The organism is Pseudomonas sp. GM60, assembly GCF_000282415.1.
Classification (GTDB): domain Bacteria; phylum Pseudomonadota; class Gammaproteobacteria; order Pseudomonadales; family Pseudomonadaceae; genus Aquipseudomonas; species Aquipseudomonas migulae.
The window spans coordinates 1-14,315 of the sequence record NZ_AKJI01000092.1 but is presented as its reverse complement, the minus strand read 5'-3'; the positions used below and the strand labels follow the sequence as shown (position 1 = coordinate 14,315).

The window sequence follows — 14,315 nt, the reverse complement described above, 5'->3', positions numbered from 1 at the left end:
GTGTTTGGACGGGCCTCTTCGCGGGCAAGCCTCGCTCCTACAGGGGATTGCAGTGCCCCTGTAGGAGCGAAGCTTGCTCGCGAAGCTTTTAGCGGCGGAACGCGGAGCCGGTGTGTTGCTCAGGCAAATACGCCTCTGCGTGAAACAGCTTCTCCCGCAGGCTGCCGTCGTCATAAGCGGTCTTGTACGACCCTCGCCGCTGCAACTCGGGAATCACCAGTTCGACGAAATCCACATAGCTTTCCGGCGTGACAATTCGCGTCAGGTTGAAGCCATCCAGCCCGGTCTCGGCGATCCACGATTCCAGCTCATCGGCCACTTGCTCCGGCGAGCCAACGACCGTGATGTAGCGACCTCCGAGCGCGTGTTGTTCGAGCAATTTGCGCCGGGTCCAGTCGTTGTTTTGCAGGTTTTTGGTAGCCGATTGAATCGCGTTGCTCTTCACGTACTGGATCGGTTCGTCGATGGCGTACTCGGAAAAATCGATCCCGGTCGATGCCGAGAAATGCGCCACGCCGGCCTCGGCGCTGGCGTAGCTCAGGTATTCGGCGTGCTTGGCCCAAGCGAGTTCTTCGGTGGCGCCGACGATCACGTTCAGCCCCATGAACACCTTGATGTCCTCTGGATTGCGACCGGCTTCAACGGCGCTGGCGCGCACCTTGTCCACCTGAACCTTGGTCGACGGTTTGTTCTGGCCGCTGATGAACACACACTCGGCATGGCGCCCGGCGAACAGCAAACCGCGATCCGAACTGCCTGCCTGGAACAGCACCGGCGTGCGTTGCGGCGAAGGTTCGCAGAGGTGATAACCCTCGACCTGATAGAACTCGCCCTTGTGCTCGACCTTGTGCACTTTGTCGGGCTGCGCGTAGATCCGTTGCTGCGGATCGTTGAGCACCGCACCATTTTCCCAACTGCCTTCCCAGAGTTTGTAGAGCACTTCGAGGTATTCGTCGGCCTGGTCGTAACGACGGTCGTGCTCCACTTGTTCGCTCAGGCCCATGGCTTTTGCGGCGCTGTCGAGGTAGCCGGTGACGATGTTCCAGCCGACCCGGCCGCGACTCAGGTGATCGAGCGTCGACATGCGTCGGGCGAACAGATACGGCGGTTCGTACGTCAGGTTGGCGGTCAGGCCGAAACCGAGGTTTTTCGTCACCGCCGCCATCGCCGAGACCAGCAGCAGCGGGTCGTTGACCGGCAACTGGATCGATTCTTTCAGCGGCACGTCCACCGAGTTCTGGTAGACGTCATACACGCCGACGATGTCGGCGATGAACAAACCGTCGAACAAACCGCGCTCCAGCAACTGCGCCAGTTCGGTCCAGTACTCGATGGTTTTGTATTGAGTCGAGGTGTCCCGTGGGTGCGTCCACAACCCATGGTTGATGTGCCCGATGCAGTTCATGTTGAACGCGTTGAGCAGGATCTTCTTTTTCTCACCAGCCATCAGATGGTCCCTCGCAACGGAGGGTTTTCATCGTTGAGGTAGTAGTTGCCCACGGCGTGATACTTCCAGCGCACCGGGTCGTGAAGCGTGTGCACCCGAGCGTTGCGCCAATGGCGATCCAGTCCGTGTTCGATCAGGGTCGCCTGGCTGCCGGCCAGTTCAAACAACGTGCTGCCGGCGGCAAGGGAGATTTCGGTGCTGATGGCGCGGGCTTCGGCGACGGCAATCGACGCGGCGGCAACCGTCTCGGCGTTGGTCTGGGCCTGAGCCTTGTCGAGGAATTCGCCGGAGCGTTCCAGCAGGGCTTCGGCGGCGTGCAGACGAATGCTCAGGTGGCCGAAGCTCTTGATGGTCAGCGGGTCGTCGATGGCTTTTTCATGCGTGGCGTCGATCCATGGCCGGGTTTTGGTCCGCACAAAATGCAGCGCGTCTTCATAGGCGGCGCGGGCGATGCCGGTGTCGATGGCGGCGTGAAGAATCTGCGCCAACGGGCCTACCGGGGTCGGGCGTTCGAAGGCGCTTTGAAACGGGATCACGTCTTCGGCGGCCACAAAGACGTCTTCGAACACCACCGAACCGCTGCCGGTGGTGCGCTGGCCGAAACCACTCCAGTCGTCGATGACTGTCAGGCCTTTGCTGTCGCGTGGTACGAATGCGAGTTGCTGCACGCCGTTTTCATCCACCACCGAGGTCGGGATGCGCTGCGCGTAGATCGCGCCCGTTGCGTAGAACTTGCGGCCGTTGATGCGATAGCCGTCCCCGTCGCGGGTCAGGCTGGTGACGCGGTCGTGGGCGGTTTTGGTGCCGAGTTCGGCGAGTGCATTGCCGAAACGCTGGCCGGCCAGCACTTCTGCATAGAGACGTTTTTTCTGCTCGGCGCTGCCGTTCACGCGCAGCACTTCGAGGGCGTAAAAATGGTTCTGCGGAATTTGCCCGAGGGAGCCGTCCGCCTGGGCGATCAAGGCGATCACCTTGGCCAGCGTGACGTTGGAAACCCCGGCGCCGCCGTACTCTTTTGGCACGCTGATGCCCCATAGACCCGAGCGGGAAAACACTTCCAGTTCGGGGTGCGGCAAACGGCGTTCACGGTCGCGCAGGGCGCTGTCGCGTTTGAAGTCTTCGGCCAGATCACTGGCGACGATCAGGGCTTGCTCATCGCTGGTTATGACCGCGACGTGGTGAGAAATTGTCATGTGTTTCTCCAGGTGTCTGGTCGTTAAATCCAGGAGTGGCGAGCGGGGAGCGTGCCGTTGAGGTGATAGGCGCCCACGGCGTGATACTTCCAGCGCACCGGATCGTGCAGCGTGTGCACGCGGGCGTTGCGCCAGTGGCGGTCGAGGTTGAATTCGGCGAGGGTGGCGCGGCTGCCGGCCAGTTCGAAGAGCTTTTCGCTGGCCTGCAGCGAGATCTCGGTGGTCAGCACCTTGGCTTCGGCCACGGCAATCGAGGCACGGGCGGCGGATTCGGCGGTGAGCGGCGCGGCGTTGACCTGATCGAGTACCTGCCCGGCTTTGCGCAGCAGCGCTTCAGCGGCGTGCAGTTCGATTTTCAGTTTGCCGATGTCGGCGATCACATAAAGATCATCGCTGGCGCGTTCGACCTTGGCGTCGATCCACGGGCGAGCGCGGTTTTTCACGAATTCGATGGCGTCGTCGATGGCGCCGCGAGCGATGCCGGCGTCGATGGCCGCTTGAATCAGCTGCGAGACGGCGCCCTGGATGTTCGGCTTGTCGTTGATCTTCCAGTTGTCCACCACCAGCTCGGCGTCGACCCGCACGTTGTTGAGCAAAATGGTGCCGCTGGCGGTAGTGCGCTGGCCGAAACCGGACCAGTCATCAACGATCCTCAAGCCCGGTGTGCCGCGACGGACGAAGGCCAGTACTTGCTTGCCGTCGTCATTCAGCGCCTTGACCGCCACCCAGTGGGCGAAGAGGGCGCCGGTGGAGTAGAACTTCTGCCCGCTGATGACAAATCCGTCGCCGTCGGCGGTGATCCGTGCCTTGAGTTCCAGGGTGTTCTTGGTGCCGCGCTCCGGCCCGGCATTGCCGATGCGCCAACCTTCGAGCACGCTTTTGAACAGCTGTTTTTTCTGCGCTTCGGTCGCGCTGCCGAGCACCAGGTTGAGAATGCCGAACTGGTTCTGCGGGATCTGTCCCAGTGCCGGGTCGGCTGCGGAAATGATTGCAAAAACATCGGCCAGGGTGACGAACGAAACCTGCGGGCCGCCGTATTCGCGCGGGATGGCAATGCTGCCCAGGCCGCTGCGGGTGAACTGTTCGATTTCCGACCACGGCAGTTTGCGCTGGCGGTCGCGTTTAGCCGCTTGTTGGCGGGCGACCTGCGCCAGCTCATGGGCGGCCTTGATGGCTTGTGCGTCGTTGCGCAAAACCTGCGCGGGCAACAACAACGGGGCGATGTCCAGATCACTCTGGACGATTGCATCTGCCAGACTGGACATCAGTGCCTCTCCTTGGCTGCTGCACGCAATGCCCTGGCGATCTGCACTGGGGTGATTGTGTTCCGGACCATACCTACCTCACATCTCATGGAACGCCGCGATGGATGCGGCGAAGTAAAAACAAGAATGTCCGGTGGTCCGGTTTATATACCCTAAGCGTGTATACAAATTAAATAAACTAACTTTTAGGAATATGGATAGAAGTGTGTCGTGAGCAACTGTACGCAGGGCAACACTTTGTTCTTGTAGCAACAGAAACACCCAGCGATCAGCTTTTGTAGGAGCGAGCCTGCTCGCGAAAAACGTGCAGGCAGCGCGTTTATTCAGGTAGTCAGCGTCATCGTTAACCTCCATCGCGAGCAGGCTCGCTCCTACAAGGGGCGAGGGTTTCAGCGATTGTTGGATTCTGCGGCCATGAGCACTTCCTTCGGCCGGACCTTCAAATACGGATTGGCACAACCAATCTTCAACGTACGCGCCGGCGCCCAGCGAGAGTTATTACCCACGCGGTCGAGGATGCAGTAGGTCACTTCCAGCCGCAGGTCTTCGCCGGCTTCGAGAATGATCGCCGGCGGCACCCAGACCTGAATCGGCTGGCCCACATCGCCTGCCTTGAGCCGTGGCAGGTCCATGCGCACATCGCCCCAGCGCAGGGTGATTTCATCGTCGATGGCCATGTTCAGGTACGGCTCGATGGTCAAGGGAACGCCGCGCTTGATCTGGTTCGGGTTGACGCCCTGACGGCGGATGGTTTCGGGAATGCTCACCGGCGCCAGGCTCTGGATTTCATCGCCGTACAGGGCAGAGGGCTGGCCTCCCGGGCAGTCGAGCTTGACCTGTACGCGGGTTGTCGGTGACAACGCTGGCCCATGGCCGACCTGCATCAGCCGGTAGTGAATGCGAGAGGAGCCGTTGGCGATGAAGCTTTGCGGCACGCGCAGGCTGACGGATTTGCCGACGTCCAGGGTGTTAAGCACCCTGGAGGCTACGTAGCAGTTGTCCCAGAACAGTTCGATCAAGTCGCCTTCGTCCATGCCGGGATAAGGCGCGACGGCGATCAGCAGGTGAGAAGCCGAGGTGATGTTGATGCCGCTCCGGTGGGATTGCTCCACGGTCGGTGCCGCAAGTTCGGTTTTTTTCGAAGTATGTTTCATGGGTTTCTCCTTGAAGTCTTGCAGCGAAGTCCGTTTCTGAAAGAACTGATTGGCCGAGCCACAAACGGCTCATTACTTGCGTATGAACAATGATTGAACGTGATGAGTTCGTTTGCCGGAGACTAGATAAGAGTGCGCTGGAATAAGTGTCAATAGAGTTGGTTAGTTAAGTAACGAATCTTTAGTTATTCAGAAAGCTCCTACGCTTTCAGGTCCGGAAGCCCCATCGGCTTGTCGAACATACCCACGGAATCAGCGGTTTTTTGAGGCGGGAGGCGCCGGTTGTTCGTGTGGTCACGCTGAGGTGTTTTGTGGATTTTAGGTGAGGATAATCTGTCGCAGGACATATATATGTACCGCACGCGATTATTGAAAGAGGGATAAATTGTAAGAGTGGTTTGAGTGGCGGTTGAAGAGGGTATGAAGTTTCGATGTAACTTCCATCCGTGGAAGTTTATGTCGCTGTTATGGCTGCTCAGTGTTGAGCGTTGTTCAGGAACTTGCTGAGAAACTGTTTTGTCCGTTCTTCTTTCGGATGGGCAAACAATTCTTTTGCTTCGCCTTGCTCGACGATCACACCCTTGTCGAAAAACACCACGCGGTTGGCCACGTCGCGGGCAAAGCCCATTTCGTGGGTCACGATGACCATGGTGCGCTTCTCCTCGGCGAGGCTGCGGATGGTCGCCAGCACTTCACCCACCAGCTCCGGATCGAGTGCCGAGGTGGGTTCGTCGAACAGAATCACTTCCGGTTCCATCGCCAGCGCACGGGCAATCGCCACACGCTGTTGCTGGCCACCGGAAAGGCGTCGCGGGTACGCGTCTTCCTTGCCTGCCAGGCCAACCCTGGCCAGCAGCTTTTTACCCAGGGCAACGGCTTCGGCGTGCGCGATCTTCTTGACGATGATCGGGCCTTCGATGACGTTTTCCAGGGCGGTTCGATGCGGGAACAGGTTGAAGTTCTGGAACACAAAGCCGACGTGCTGACGCAAGCGCCGCACCAGGCTCTGCTGCTGGTTCAACGGGCGGCTGCCATCGATCTCGATGTCACCGACCTTGATCCGGCCGCTGGAGGGTTCTTCGAGAAAATTCAGGCAACGCAGGAACGTGGTTTTCCCCGAGCCGCTCGGCCCGATGATTGCCACTACCTCGCCTTCCTTCACTTCCAGATCAATGCCGTTAAGCACTACTTGACCCTTGAACTGCTTTGTCAGTTTTTCCACGACAATCATGGGGTCAGGACTCCTGGTCGTGCCGATTGACCCGCTCTTCCAACTTGTTCTGCAGGTGCGAGAGCACCGTGGCCAGAACCCAGTAGATCAGCGCGGCGGCAAGATACATGGTGAAAATTTCGAAAGTCCGGGCGGTAATCAGCTGCGCCTGACGGAACAGTTCCGGCACCTGAATGGTGGCGGCCAGCGCCGTGTCCTTGACCAGCGAGATGAAGCTGTTGCCCAGCGGCGGCAATGCCGTGCGCATCGCTTGCGGCAGGATGGCCCGGCGCAATGTCTGCGCGCGGGTCATGCCGATACTCGCGGCGGCTTCCCACTGGCCACGCTCGATGGAGCTGATCGCGGCACGCAGGATTTCGCAGGCGTAGGCGGCCATGTTCAGCGAGAAGCCGATCAGGGCCGCCGGCAGCGGATCAAGTTCGATACCCAGTTGCGGCAAGCCGTAATAGATCACGAACAGTTGCACCAGCAACGGCGTGCCGCGAAAGAACGACACGTAGATGCGGGCCAGCCAGCTCACCAGTTTGAAGCGCGACAGGCGCATCAACGCCAGGCCGAACCCCATCACCAGGCCGAAGAACATCCCGCCCAGGCTGAGGATTACCGTGTAGTACGCGCCCTTCAGCAGGAAGGGCGCGGAGTCCAGCGCAAGTTGGAAAGCCTCTCCCATTATTTGGTGACGTCAGCGCTGAAGTATTTTTCCGAAAGCTTTTTCAGCGTACCGTCGGCACGCAGCTTGTCGATGGCCTTGTTCACCGCTGCCAGCAACTCAGGCTCGCCTTTGCGCAGGGCAATGCCGGCTTCCTGACGGGAGAACGCTTCGCCGGCGGCGGAAGTGTCCTTGGCCTTCTTGGCGTATTCCAGCGCGGCGAGGCGGTCGATCAGGATGGCGTCGGTGCGGCCGTTACGCAGGTCTGCGAACTTGCTCGGATCATCTTCGTAGGTGCGCACGTCAGCGGTCGGCACGTTGGCTTTAACCCACTGCTCGTAGTTGGTGCCCAGGCCTACGCCGACTTTCTTGCCAGCCAGGTCGGCGGCAGACTTGATGTTCAGCTCGGCAGCTTTTTTGGTCAGCACCAGCGCCTGAATCCCGGAAATGGTGTACGGCTCGGAGAAGTCATACTTCTTCTTGCGCTCTTCGGAGATGGTCACCTGGTTGACCACTGCGTCCAGACGCTTGGATTCCAGCGCCGCGAGGATGCCGTCCCATTTGGTCGGTTGCAGTTTGACCTTCACGCCCAGCTCTTTGGCCAGGGCTTCGGAGAATTCGACTTCGAAGCCGGTCAGTTTGCCGTCGGCGTCAACGAAACTGAACGGTGGGTAAGTGCCTTCCAGGCCGACGTTGATCACGCCAGCGTCCTTGATTTTTTGCAGTTGCTCACCGGCAACCGCTTGCCCCAGTAGACCGGCGCTCAGCGCCAGGCCCAGCGAACCCACCAGCAGATTTCGACGTAGTGCGGAAAAATTCATGACAAGCCCCTGTGATTTCTTATGAAGACGCTTTTAGGAATGTTGGCAAAATCGGGATTTGGACGACTGCGATATCCTGCCCTAAAGCAGCGTATGCGTCTCGCTGCAAATTCGCCTGCGGCGTGACTATATGATGGTGCTTATAGATAGGAAAATAATAAATATTGCGTTTGTTATTCCTTAATGGAATATGCGTCGGTTAGACCGCTATCGCCGGCAAGCCGGCTCCTACAGGGTTTTGTGTCGGACGTAAAACCGCGGACGACACCGATCCTGTAGGAGCCAGCTTGCTGGCGATAGAGCGCGCAGCGCTCTCAGAACGCCGAATCGTAGGCAAACAACGCCGGCGCCCCGCCGGTGTGCAGGAAAATGATCGGTCCCTCATCAAAACGCTGACGCCCAATCCCGTCCAGCAACCCCGCCATCGCCTTGCCGGTATACACCGGGTCCAGCAACAGACCTTCCTGGCTCGCAACCAGTTTTACCGCCGACAACGTCCCGGCATTCGGCTCGCCATAGCGCGGGCCGAAATATTCGTCCCACAACTCGACTTTGAAGCTCGCTGGCAGGCTGACGCCCAACAGCGCTGCGGTGCGTTCGGCGAGGCCTTGAACCTTCGGCCGCTGATCTTCTTCGCTGCGCGAAACCGTCACGCCAATCACTGGCAAATCCGGCAGTGCTTCGCTCAACGCGAGCGCCAGGCCGCTGTGGGTCCCGGCGCTGCCCGAGGCCAACACGACGGCGGCGAAAGTCAGGCCGGTGTCCTTGATCTGTTCGGCCAATTCCAGCCCGGCGCGCACATAACCCAGGGCGCCCAGCGCATTGGAGCCACCAATCGGCACCAGATACGGCTTTTTGCCGTTGCTGCGCAGGCGTGCGGCCAATGCTTCCAGTTGCTCATCGGCGTTGTCGAGGTTGTCCACCAACTCGACCTTGGCATCGAACAGGTCAAGCAGCAGCCGATTGCCGTTGCCGACGTAGTTGGCGTCTTCGGTGCCCAAAGGATTTTCCAGCAACGCTACGCATCCCAGGCCCAGTTTGGCGGCGAGGGCGGCGGTCTGGCGCACGTGGTTGGATTGCAGCGCGCCGGCGGTGATCAGCGTGTCCGCGCCCTGGGCCAGCGCATCGGCGCCCAGGTATTCGAGTTTGCGCAGCTTGTTGCCGCCCATCGCCAGCGGCGTCAGGTCATCGCGTTTGACGTACACGTCGCGGCCCAGCCAGGCTGACAGGCGTTCGAGTTTTTCCAGAGGGGTCGGGTGGCCGAGCAGATCGAGGCGGTCAAAACGGGCGAGCTGTTGTTTGATCATGGGTCCGTACTGGCGGTGAGAGATGTCAGGACTATAGGCACGCCCAAATGCATGGGCAACCGGCAAGATTACTTATAGCCAAAAGTGCTGAGCACAGCACAATCAGTTCTTAATTCGGTTTCCAGACCTTGCCGTAAAGTAATCGCCGTCAGTGCGGCCAGACAGTCCGGCCGCCCGTGTGGAGTTTTTACCGTGAGCGAGCGTTCCAGCCATTGGCAATTGCAGACCATCGTCAGCCAACTGCGCACGGCGCGTGACGAGTGGCGTGCACAAAACGGCCGCGCCAGCGGCGAGCAGGGTGGCCGCGAGTTGCCTTCCCGAGCGGCCATGGCGGAGATTCTTGAAGCGTTGTGCGGGGCGTTGTTCCCGATGCGCCTGGGGCCGGTGGACCTGCGCGAGGAGAGTGAAGATTTCTACGTCGGTCACACGCTGGACGTCGCGTTGAATGCATTGCTTGGGCAGGCACGGCTCGAACTGCGTTACGCCGCCCGCCACAGTGCCTCGGCCGACACTGAAGTCGAAGCCAAAACGATCCAGATCATCCAGGACTTCGCACTCGCCCTGCCGGGCCTGCGCAGCCTGCTGGACACCGATGTGCTGGCGGCCTATCACGGTGACCCGGCGGCCCGCAGCGTCGATGAAGTGCTGCTGTGCTATCCGGGGATTCTGGCGGTGATTCACCATCGCCTCGCCCACCATTTGTACCGTGCCGGGCTGCCGCTGCTGGCGCGGATCAGTGCAGAAATCGCGCACTCGGCGACCGGTATCGACATTCACCCGGGCGCGCAGATCGGCCGCAGCTTTTTCATCGATCACGGGACAGGCGTGGTGATCGGCGAGACCGCGATCATCGGCGAGCGTGTGCGGATTTATCAGGCCGTGACCCTGGGCGCCAAACGCTTCCCGGCGGATGAAGACGGCCAGTTGCAAAAGGGCCATCCGCGGCATCCGATTGTTGAGGACGATGTGGTGATTTATGCCGGCGCGACCATCCTGGGGCGGATCACCATCGGCAAGGGCTCGACCATTGGCGGCAACGTCTGGCTGACCCGCAGTGTGCCGGCAGGGGCCAACCTGACGCAGGCGAATTTGCAGCATGATGATGGGACGCAGAAGTAAGGCCCGAAAGCTTTAGCGGCCTTTCTGACGCCATCGCCGGCAAGCCGGCTCCTACAAAGTTTGTGCCGTACTCGGAATTACCGTTCGACATATAACCCTGTAGGAGCCGGCTTGCTGGCGATCGGTTTCAAGACAAACCGCGATAACGGCATCCACCCATTTCCCCACTGAACACCCCCCCCAAACCCCACGTCATACCCATCCTTGAGCTAGCGTACGAACACTACCGCCGAGCCCTGCGATTAGTCCTTAGCCCCCTATCCATGTTTAACTTGAACGCTCATTCAAGTTAAACCGTCGGTTTGCTGCCCGCTCACAACAGGAGGCTTGCCCTTGCCGAGTCCGTTATTGATTGCCCGGTTTCACCCCCTCGAGGTGCACCTTTCATGAGCGCATCGTCCACCCCCGCCAGCGGCCAGATCCGCATGAATCCGCCGGTGTTTTACTTCGCGGCGACGTTTATTTTTCTGTTCGGCATTGTCGTTATTGCCATGCCTGAACAAGCCGGCGCCTGGTTGCTGCAAGCGCAAAACTGGGCGGCCAATACGGTCGGCTGGTATTACATGCTCGCGATGACGCTGTATCTGGTCTTCGTGGTGGTCACCGCCTTGTCTGGCTACGGCAAGATCAAGCTCGGTGCCGACCACGACGAGCCCGAATTCAGTTACCTGTCCTGGGCCGGCATGCTGTTCGCCGCCGGGATCAGCATCACGCTGTTCTTCTTTTGCGTGTCCGAACCATTGACCCATCTTTTGCAACCGCCGCAAGGCGAGGCCGGCACAGCGGACGCGGCGCGCCAGGCGATGCAGATTCTGTTTCTGCATTGGGGCCTGCACGGCTGGGGCGTGTTTGCATTCGTCGGCATGGCGCTGGCCTACTTCGCATACCGCCATAACCTGCCGTTGGCCTTGCGTTCGGCGCTGTACCCACTGATCGGCAAACGCATCAACGGCCCGATCGGTTATGCGGTGGATGGCTTCGGCATCATCGCCACGGTGTTCGGCCTCGGTGCCGACATGGGCTTCGGCGTGTTGCACCTCAACTCGGGTCTGGACTACCTGTTCGGCATCGCTCACACCCAGTGGATTCAGGTCGGCCTGATCACGCTGATGATGGGCGCGGCGATCATCGTCGCGGTGGCAGGCGTCGATAAAGGCGTGCGGGTGATGTCCGACATCAACATGCTGCTGGCCTGTGCGCTGCTGCTGTTCGTGTTGTTCGCCGGCCCTACGCAGCACCTGCTCAATACCCTGATCCAGAACCTCGGCGACTACCTCGGCGCCTTGCCGATGAAAAGTTTCGACCTCTACGCCTACGACAAACCCAGCGACTGGCTGGGCGGCTGGACGGTGTTCTACTGGGCGTGGTGGATCGCGTGGTCGCCATTCGTGGGCCTGTTCATCGCACGGATTTCCCGTGGCCGCACCATCCGCGAATTCGTCTTCGGCGTGCTGTTGATTCCGCTCGGTTTCACCCTGGCGTGGATGTCGATTTTCGGCAACAGCGCCATCGACCAGGTGCTTAACCACGGCATGAGCGCGCTCGGCATGTCGGCCATAGACAACCCGTCGATGACTCTCTACTTGCTGCTGGAAACCTACCCGTGGAGCAAAACCGTGATTGCGGTCACGGTGTTCATCAGCTTCGTGTTCTTCGTCACCTCGGCCGATTCCGGCACCGTGGTGCTGTCGACACTCTCGGCCAAGGGCGGCAACCCGGATGAAGACGGGCCGAAATGGCTGCGGGTGTTCTGGGGCGCGATGACCGCGCTGGTCACCAGTGCGCTGCTGTTTTCGGGCAGCATCGATGCGCTGAAGTCAGCGGTGGTACTGACTTCGTTGCCGTTCTCGATGATCTTGCTGCTGATGATGTGGGGCCTGCACAAAGCGTTTTATCTGGAGTCGCAGAAGCAGATCGCGCAGCTGCATTCCCTGGCGCCGGTGTCCGGATCGCGGCGCGGCGGTTGGCGTCAGCGTTTGAGTCAGGCGGTGCATTTCCCGTCGCGGGATGAGGTCTATCGCTTCCTCGACACGACGGTGCGCCCGGCGATTGAAGAGGTGTCGGCGGTGTTCGTCGAGAAGGGTTTGAACGTGATCACTCAACCCGATCCGGCAAACGACAGCGTCAGCCTGGAAATCGGTCACGGCGAGCAGCATCCGTTCATCTATCAGGTGCAGATGCGTGGCTACTTCACGCCGTCATTCGCCCGTGGCGGCATGGGTCCCAAGCAACTCAACAATCGCCGTTATTATCGGGCCGAAGTGCACCTGAGCGAGGGCAGTCAGGACTACGATCTGGTGGGTTACACCAAGGACCAGGTCATCAACGACATCCTCGATCAGTACGAGCGGCACCTGCAGTTTTTGCATCTGGTGCGTTGAGCTCAGGCCTCGCTGCTCATCACCATGAACAACACCAGCGCCGCCACCGGGATGCTGAACACGATGCTGCCGACCACCAGCTCCGTGGTCACGGACTGGCCGGCGGTGACCACGCCGATGGCGCCGTTGATCATCGTCAGGGCCAGCCACAACACGATGAAGCTGTAGGTCAGCGTCTGGCGGCTGAAGCCGATGTTTTCGCCGATGAACAGCATCAGCGCCAGGAGGACCAGGCCGAAGGTGATGATGATCGTGGTGTGCATGATGCGTTCCTCCCTTCAGGTGTGTGTTGCCCTTGAGACCGCTATCGCGAGCAGGCTCGCTCCCACAAGGAGCACCGCGGTCCCTGTGGGAGCGAGACCGGCTTGCCGGCGAAGGGGTCACTGCGGTGTCAGCTCAAGCAAGTCATCAATACCAATGCGCTTGGCAAAATCGATCCGAACCCGCTCCGAAACCTGCAGCACCTCTGCTGCGCCGTCCCCGACAAAATCAATCACCGATCGCGCTGGACGTGAGCCTTGCGGCAAACCGACGATCCGCACGATGTCATCGGCCACTGCCTGTGGATCAGCATCCTGCGGCGTCAGCGCACTCAAACGCTCGCCGACTTTATCCATCACGCCGTCATATCGAGCATAGGCCTCGCTACGCGCGATGTCCGCCGGTTTTCCTGCGCTCGGAAAATGATCGGTGCCGCGAGTGAAGGCGCCGGGCACCACAATCGAAGTCTCGATACCAAACCGAGTCAGTTCATAAGACATGCTCACCGCCAGAGAATCCATTGCCGCTTTCGCCGCTGCGTAAGGCCCCATGAACGGTGGAAAACCGCCCTTGGTCGTGGTGCTGCTGATCCACAACACCAACCCTGACGCCTGAGCACGCATCTGTGGCAACACCGCACGACTGACCCGCTGGGCACCGTAGAAATTGGTGTCGAAGACGTTCATGATTTCTTCGGCGGTGAAGGCTTCCGTCGGCCCGATCACCAAATGCCCGGCGTTTTGCATCACCACGTCCAGGCGCCCTTGTTCGGCCACGATGGTCGCGACCGCCGCGTCTGCCGACGCTTGCGACAACACGTCCAGCTCCAGCGGATGCAACTCAACCTTTTGTTCTCTGGCCCAGAGTCGAATGCCCTCGGCCCGTGCGGCGTTGCGACCGTTCACTCCACGCATGCTGGCGTAAACAATGTGCCCGGCTTGCGCGAGGGATTCTGCGGCGAGTTTGCCGATACCGGTCCCGGCGCCGGTGATGAGAATGACTGATTTCATGACGTTGTCCTCTTGAGAAATTGGGTAGGTTTGGGCTTCAGGCGCGACGGGGAAGACGTTGTTGCGCGACATGGGACAACCAGCCAGCGACGGAACCGAGGGCCCCGGCACTGCCCAGTTCGGCGAAGCTTTCCAGGGAGGGTTCCAGGTGCGAGGCGAACCAGGTGATCAGGCCGAGGAAGTAAGCGACGACGTTATTCATCGTCCGGGTGACCCGCAGCGACACCACGACCATTGCCACGACAAACACCACGACCGGCAGGGCAAACAGGCCGAGGCTGGGCGCCAGCGCTCCGATGCTCAGCGCCGCGCCCATGCCGAAGGCAATGCCCGTCAGCACGCAGCCGAGGTTCACCAGGCCGTCGCGCAAGGTCAGGCCGCGGCTGAAGAACGCTACCCAACCGACAAACATTGCCCAGACCGGTAAGGTCAACAACAGGCTGGAACCTGCGGCCAGTGCGGCGGTGGCTGCCGCCA

The 14,315-nt window shown here is 60.2% G+C and carries 13 protein-coding genes; 2 read left to right on the top strand and 11 right to left on the bottom strand.

Annotation, left to right across the window (positions count from 1 at the left end):
- Positions 1 to 88 precede the first annotated feature (88 nt).
- The 8 genes from PMI32_RS07475 to PMI32_RS07510 form a co-directional block, all read right to left on the bottom strand.
- Positions 89 to 1,447, bottom strand: coding sequence for an LLM class flavin-dependent oxidoreductase (locus tag PMI32_RS07475; protein ID WP_008032491.1), 1,359 nt, complete (start codon positions 1,445 to 1,447; stop codon positions 89 to 91).
- A complete protein-coding gene (locus PMI32_RS07480) occupies positions 1,447 to 2,640 on the bottom strand; it encodes an SfnB family sulfur acquisition oxidoreductase (RefSeq protein WP_008032489.1) in 1,194 nt (397 codons plus the stop codon). The genes PMI32_RS07475 and PMI32_RS07480 overlap by 1 nt, the downstream gene beginning before the upstream one ends.
- A gap of 23 nt (positions 2,641 to 2,663) precedes the next feature.
- Positions 2,664 to 3,905, bottom strand: coding sequence for an SfnB family sulfur acquisition oxidoreductase (locus PMI32_RS07485; protein ID WP_008032488.1), 1,242 nt, complete (start codon positions 3,903 to 3,905; stop codon positions 2,664 to 2,666).
- Positions 3,906 to 4,294: 389 nt separating this feature from the next.
- Positions 4,295 to 5,059 carry a hypothetical protein gene (locus PMI32_RS07490; protein WP_008032486.1) on the bottom strand — a complete coding sequence of 255 codons (765 nt, stop codon included), beginning with the start codon at positions 5,057 to 5,059 and terminating at the stop codon, positions 4,295 to 4,297.
- Positions 5,060 to 5,534: 475 nt separating this feature from the next.
- Entirely contained in the window at positions 5,535 to 6,290 is a 756-nt protein-coding gene (gene tcyN, locus PMI32_RS07495) for an L-cystine ABC transporter ATP-binding protein TcyN (RefSeq protein WP_008032484.1), read from the bottom strand.
- Between the two features lie 4 nt (positions 6,291 to 6,294).
- On the bottom strand, positions 6,295 to 6,960 hold the full coding sequence (gene tcyL, locus PMI32_RS07500) for a cystine ABC transporter permease (protein ID WP_008032482.1): 666 nt from the start codon (positions 6,958 to 6,960) through the stop codon (positions 6,295 to 6,297).
- A complete protein-coding gene (tcyJ, locus tag PMI32_RS07505; RefSeq protein WP_008032479.1) occupies positions 6,960 to 7,760 on the bottom strand; it encodes a cystine ABC transporter substrate-binding protein in 801 nt (266 codons plus the stop codon). Before tcyJ ends, tcyL begins: the two co-directional genes overlap by 1 nt.
- Before the next feature lie 314 nt (positions 7,761 to 8,074).
- Positions 8,075 to 9,067 (bottom strand): D-cysteine desulfhydrase, encoded by a 993-nt coding sequence (locus PMI32_RS07510; protein ID WP_008032477.1) that lies wholly within the window; start codon positions 9,065 to 9,067, stop codon positions 8,075 to 8,077.
- 192 nt (positions 9,068 to 9,259) lie between these two features.
- On the opposite strand from PMI32_RS07510, the gene epsC reads away from it, so the two are divergent.
- The gene (gene epsC, locus PMI32_RS07515) at positions 9,260 to 10,186 is read left to right on the top strand and encodes a serine O-acetyltransferase EpsC (protein WP_008032476.1); all 927 of its coding nucleotides are present in this window, start codon (positions 9,260 to 9,262) and stop codon (positions 10,184 to 10,186) included.
- A 425-nt stretch (positions 10,187 to 10,611) separates the two neighbouring features.
- Complete coding sequence (gene betT, locus PMI32_RS07520) at positions 10,612 to 12,567, top strand: choline transporter BetT (RefSeq protein WP_177318889.1); 1,956 nt, start codon at positions 10,612 to 10,614, stop codon at positions 12,565 to 12,567.
- A gap of 2 nt (positions 12,568 to 12,569) precedes the next feature.
- Here betT and PMI32_RS07525 read toward each other — a convergent pair whose 3' ends face one another.
- The 3 genes from PMI32_RS07525 to PMI32_RS07535 form a co-directional block, all read right to left on the bottom strand.
- Positions 12,570 to 12,830, bottom strand: a complete 261-nt coding sequence (locus PMI32_RS07525; protein WP_008032471.1) for a hypothetical protein — start codon at positions 12,828 to 12,830, stop codon at positions 12,570 to 12,572.
- Between the two features lie 117 nt (positions 12,831 to 12,947).
- Positions 12,948 to 13,838, bottom strand: a complete 891-nt coding sequence (locus tag PMI32_RS07530; RefSeq protein WP_008032468.1) for an SDR family oxidoreductase — start codon at positions 13,836 to 13,838, stop codon at positions 12,948 to 12,950.
- Between the two features lie 37 nt (positions 13,839 to 13,875).
- Positions 13,876 to 14,315 (bottom strand): DUF1097 domain-containing protein (locus PMI32_RS07535; protein ID WP_008032466.1); only part of this gene is annotated, 440 nt, incomplete at its 5' end.

Excerpts from the sequence above, each read along its gene's own strand:
- PMI32_RS07530 (WP_008032468.1), bottom strand. The coding sequence starts at position 13,838 with ATGAAATCAGTCATTCTCATCACCGGCGCCGGGACCGGTATCGGCAAA.
- betT (WP_177318889.1), top strand. The coding sequence starts at position 10,612 with ATGAATCCGCCGGTGTTTTACTTCGCGGCGACGTTTATTTTTCTGTTC.
- PMI32_RS07490 (WP_008032486.1), bottom strand. The coding sequence starts at position 5,059 with ATGAAACATACTTCGAAAAAAACCGAACTTGCGGCACCGACCGTGGAG.
- tcyL (WP_008032482.1), bottom strand. The coding sequence starts at position 6,960 with ATGGGAGAGGCTTTCCAACTTGCGCTGGACTCCGCGCCCTTCCTGCTG.
- PMI32_RS07525 (WP_008032471.1), bottom strand. The coding sequence starts at position 12,830 with ATGCACACCACGATCATCATCACCTTCGGCCTGGTCCTCCTGGCGCTG.
- PMI32_RS07480 (WP_008032489.1), bottom strand. The coding sequence starts at position 2,640 with ATGACAATTTCTCACCACGTCGCGGTCATAACCAGCGATGAGCAAGCC.
- tcyN (WP_008032484.1), bottom strand. The coding sequence starts at position 6,290 with ATGATTGTCGTGGAAAAACTGACAAAGCAGTTCAAGGGTCAAGTAGTG.
- PMI32_RS07510 (WP_008032477.1), bottom strand. The coding sequence starts at position 9,067 with ATGATCAAACAACAGCTCGCCCGTTTTGACCGCCTCGATCTGCTCGGC.
- PMI32_RS07475 (WP_008032491.1), bottom strand. The coding sequence starts at position 1,447 with ATGGCTGGTGAGAAAAAGAAGATCCTGCTCAACGCGTTCAACATGAAC.
- PMI32_RS07485 (WP_008032488.1), bottom strand. The coding sequence starts at position 3,905 with ATGTCCAGTCTGGCAGATGCAATCGTCCAGAGTGATCTGGACATCGCC.
- tcyJ (WP_008032479.1), bottom strand. The coding sequence starts at position 7,760 with ATGAATTTTTCCGCACTACGTCGAAATCTGCTGGTGGGTTCGCTGGGC.